Below are 3481 nucleotides of genomic sequence, written 5' to 3'. Positions count from 1 at the left end.
GCAGGGCGCGCACCCGCTGGTATTTGGCGCGCTGCCACCGCTGATGCACGGGCTGACGCAGCAGATCAAAGCCTTCGAGCGATTGACCATCGACGCGGCGGTGCACGGCGATCGCGGTGCCGCGCTGCTGGCGCTGGTCGGCAATCCGCTGGTCGGCGACGTCGCCAGCGCCGAAGCGCTGCTGGACGAAGTGCTGACGCTGAATCAACCGTGGCTGCCGCAGTTTGCGTGATATCCCTGTCGCAAACCGCACCCAGGCCGTCGCGGCGCGCTTCATCGCGCAATAAATTGCGCCGCGCCGAAATGACACGCATTGACCTGTTAATTTGTTGCGCCATTGTGCCCAAGGAGGCCCTATGTCCAACCGTAATATCATCGAACGTTATGTGCTGCCCGCCGCGCTCAAGGTGGCCGGGCAGAAGCATGTGCTGTCCGTGCGGGACGGCATCATTCTCAACATGCCGTTCATGCTGATCGGCAGCTTTTTTCTGATCTTCGCCTACCTGCCGATCCCGGCGTGGGGCCATCTGATGGCCGACCTGTTCGGCGACAGCTGGCGCAATAAACTGCTCTATCCGGTGCGTGCCACCTACGACATCATGGCGCTGATCTCCAGCTTCGGTATCGCTTACCGGCTGGCGGAGAAATACCGCACGCTTGACCCGCTAACCAGCGGCGCGATGGCGCTGGTGGCGTTTGTGATGACCATTCCGCAGCAGACGCTGTTCGCCCCGGTTGAAGGCGCGCCCGCACAGCTGGTCACCGGCGTGCTGCCGATTTCGCTGATCGGCAGTCAGGGCCTGTTCGTGGCGATTGTGATTGCGCTGCTCTCCACCGAAATCTACCGCTTTGTGCACAGCCGTAACCTGGTGATCAAGATGCCGGAAGGCGTGCCGCCGGCGGTGGCGAAATCGTTCCTCGCGCTGGTTCCCGGCTTCTGCGTGCTGGCCGTGGTGCTGCTGCTGCGCCTGGCAGTTGAAGCCTCACCGTTCCACGACATCAACAACCTGATTGCCACGGTGATTGGTTTGCCGATGCACCACGTCGGCGGCACGCTGCCGGGGATGATTTTCTCGGTGCTGCTGATTGGCATTCTTTGGACGCTCGGCCTGCACGGCGATGCCATCGTACTGGTGTTCATTCAGCCGGTATGGCTGTCGAACATGAGTGAAAACCTCGAAGCCTTTCAGCATAATCAGCCGATTCCGCACATCTTTACCCAGCAGTTTTACGATTTATGGATTGCGCCCGGCGGCACCGGCGCGCTGCTTGGGCTGGTGATCTTTATGCTGATCCGCGCACGCAGCCGCCAGATGAAACAGCTGGGGAAAATCGCTGCGCCGGCGGCGCTGTTCAACATCAGCGAGCCGCTGGTGTTCGGCATTCCGCTGGTGATGAACCCGTACCTGTTCCTGCCGTTTATCCTGACGCCAGTGCTGCTGGTGATTGTTTCGTGGGCGGCAATGAGCAGCGGTCTGGTGGCGCCGCCAGCCGGCATCGCCCTGCCCTTTACCACGCCGATCTTCGTCAGCGGCTATCTCGCCACCGGCGGCCATATCTCCGGCACGGTGTTGCAGGTGGTCAACCTGACGATTTCGCTGGTGGTCTACTATCCATTTTTCCGCGTGTGGGATCGCCTGAAGCTGCGCGAAGAGCAGCAGAACGAACAGCAGGCGCAGGCCGCCAGCGGCAGTGCCGTCGTGCCTTCCTGAACCACTCCCTCTGCCGGGTGCGCCCTGCTGCGCACCCGGCCGCATCCTTCCACTTTTTGCAATAATGACTTCGCAGATCTGGCTATTCTGCCAGCAATACGGCTGTGCGAACCTTAGGCCACGGCTCGGGATCACCCCGGCCACTACCTGAGGAACCGCATGATGAAACTGTACAATTTAGCGCTCTCCGGCCACGCTCACCGCGCACTGCTGGCGCTGTCCCTGCTCGGCATAGCGCATGAAACGGTCGAAGTCGACCTGCCTGGCGGCGAACATAAAACCCCGGCGTTTCTCGCCATCAACCCATTCGGTCAGGTGCCGGTGCTGGAAGACGAAGGCGTTTACATCGCGGATTCCAACGCCATTCTGGTGTACCTGGCGAAGAAATTTAACCGCAGTGACTGGTTGCCGGAAGATGCGCTGGGCGCCGCCCAGGTGCAGCGCTGGCTGTCGGTGGCGGCCGGTGAACTGGCTTACGGTCCGGCGGCGGCGCGCCTGATTACCGTGTTTGGTGCCAAATTCAACGCGGAAGAAGTGCTGGCGCGCGCGCATCTGATTCTTTCGCGGCTGGAAAGCCATCTCAGCCAGCGTGAGTGGTTGGTGGGCGAGCATCCCACCATTGCTGACATCGCTTTATATAGCTACCTGGCCGGTGCCCCGGAAGGCAATGTCGAGATGTCCGGTTACCCTGCGGTGAATCAGCTGCTGCGTCGGATTGAAGCGCTACCCGGCTTTGTGCCTTTTCCGCAGACCGCCGCCGGCCTGCGCGCCTGACAGGAGCCAGCATCATGGGCGAGAAACTGATTACGCTGCCGGTATGGCATGACGGTGAAATTGCGCTGCAGCAGCAGGCAGGGGTGGCGGAACGTATGGCCGATGTCGGGCAGCGCGTGATCCGCGATTACATGCCCGATCAGCATCGTGACTTTTACGCGCAGCTGCCGTTTATCGTTGCCGGCAGCGTTGATACACAGGGTGATGCCTGGGCCACGCTGCTGGAAGGCCAGCCCGGTTTTATCTTCTCGCCCAACGCCACCACGCTGGATATCGCGGCCCGCCCTGACGCCAGCGATCCGGCGGCCGGCGGGATGACCGATGGCGCGCCGGTGGGCCTGCTCGGCATTGAGCTGCACACGCGGCGGCGCAACCGCATGAACGGCGTGCTGACGGCGATTGGCGGCGGCCTGCGCGTACAGGTTGACCAGAGCTTCGGCAACTGCCCGCGCTATATTCAGCTGCGCGATTTCCGCTTCGACCATGCGCCCGGCAGGGCTTATCAGGGCGAGGTTGAGACGCTCAGCGCGCTGGATGACGCCGCGCGCGCCGCCATCAGGCAAGCCGACACGTTTTATGTCACCACCTATGCCGATCAGGCGCGCCGGCAGGTGGACGTTTCGCATCGCGGCGGCAAAGCCGGTTTTGTGCGCATCGCTGCCGATGATGTACTGACCATTCCGGACTTCAACGGCAACCTGTTCTTTTCCACCCTCGGCAATATCGTGCTCAACGGCAAGGCCGGGCTGCTGTTTATCGACTACGCCAGCGGCGATGTATTGCAGATGAGCGGCGATGCCACGGTGATAACCGATTCCGCCGAAATCGCGGCCTTTCAGGGTGCCGAGCGCCTGTGGCGCTTTAGCGCGCGCCGCATTGTGCGCCGGCGCGCTGCCATCGCCCTGCGCTGGGCCGATCAACCAGACGGCGTATCGCCCGCCTCGCTGATGACTGGCGACTGGCCGTCCGCCAGCGAACGCCTGCAGGCGCAGCAG

General features: G+C 62.4%; 3 protein-coding genes and 1 pseudogene. All 4 read left to right on the top strand.

Translation table 11 applies throughout. The features are described from left to right. Window positions 1-232 (top strand): annotated as a pseudogene (locus ERD80_RS21960) (6-phospho-beta-glucosidase); the annotation flags it as partial. Window positions 233-356: 124 nt separating this feature from the next. Further along, complete coding sequence (gene celB, locus ERD80_RS21955; RefSeq protein ID WP_021507630.1) at window positions 357-1712, top strand: PTS cellobiose transporter subunit IIC; 1356 nt, start codon at window positions 357-359, stop codon at window positions 1710-1712. Between the two features lie 162 nt (window positions 1713-1874). After that, window positions 1875-2486 (top strand): glutathione S-transferase, encoded by a 612-nt coding sequence (locus ERD80_RS21950; RefSeq protein WP_058780404.1) that lies wholly within the window; start codon window positions 1875-1877, stop codon window positions 2484-2486. 14 nt (window positions 2487-2500) lie between these two features. Continuing rightward, window positions 2501-3481, top strand: a 981-nt coding sequence (locus tag ERD80_RS21945; protein WP_211145614.1) for a pyridoxamine 5'-phosphate oxidase family protein, incomplete at its 3' end; no start/stop codon positions are given.

It is taken from the genome of Pantoea sp. R102, assembly GCF_004916815.1.
GTDB classification, from domain to species: domain Bacteria; phylum Pseudomonadota; class Gammaproteobacteria; order Enterobacterales; family Enterobacteriaceae; genus Pantoea; species Pantoea dispersa.
Note: the sequence above shows the minus strand (reverse complement) of the source record. Positions and strands in the feature narration are given on the sequence as shown.

Excerpts from the sequence above, each read along its gene's own strand:
- ERD80_RS21950 (WP_058780404.1), top strand. The coding sequence starts at position 1,875 with ATGAAACTGTACAATTTAGCGCTCTCCGGCCACGCTCACCGCGCACTG.
- celB (WP_021507630.1), top strand. The coding sequence starts at position 357 with ATGTCCAACCGTAATATCATCGAACGTTATGTGCTGCCCGCCGCGCTC.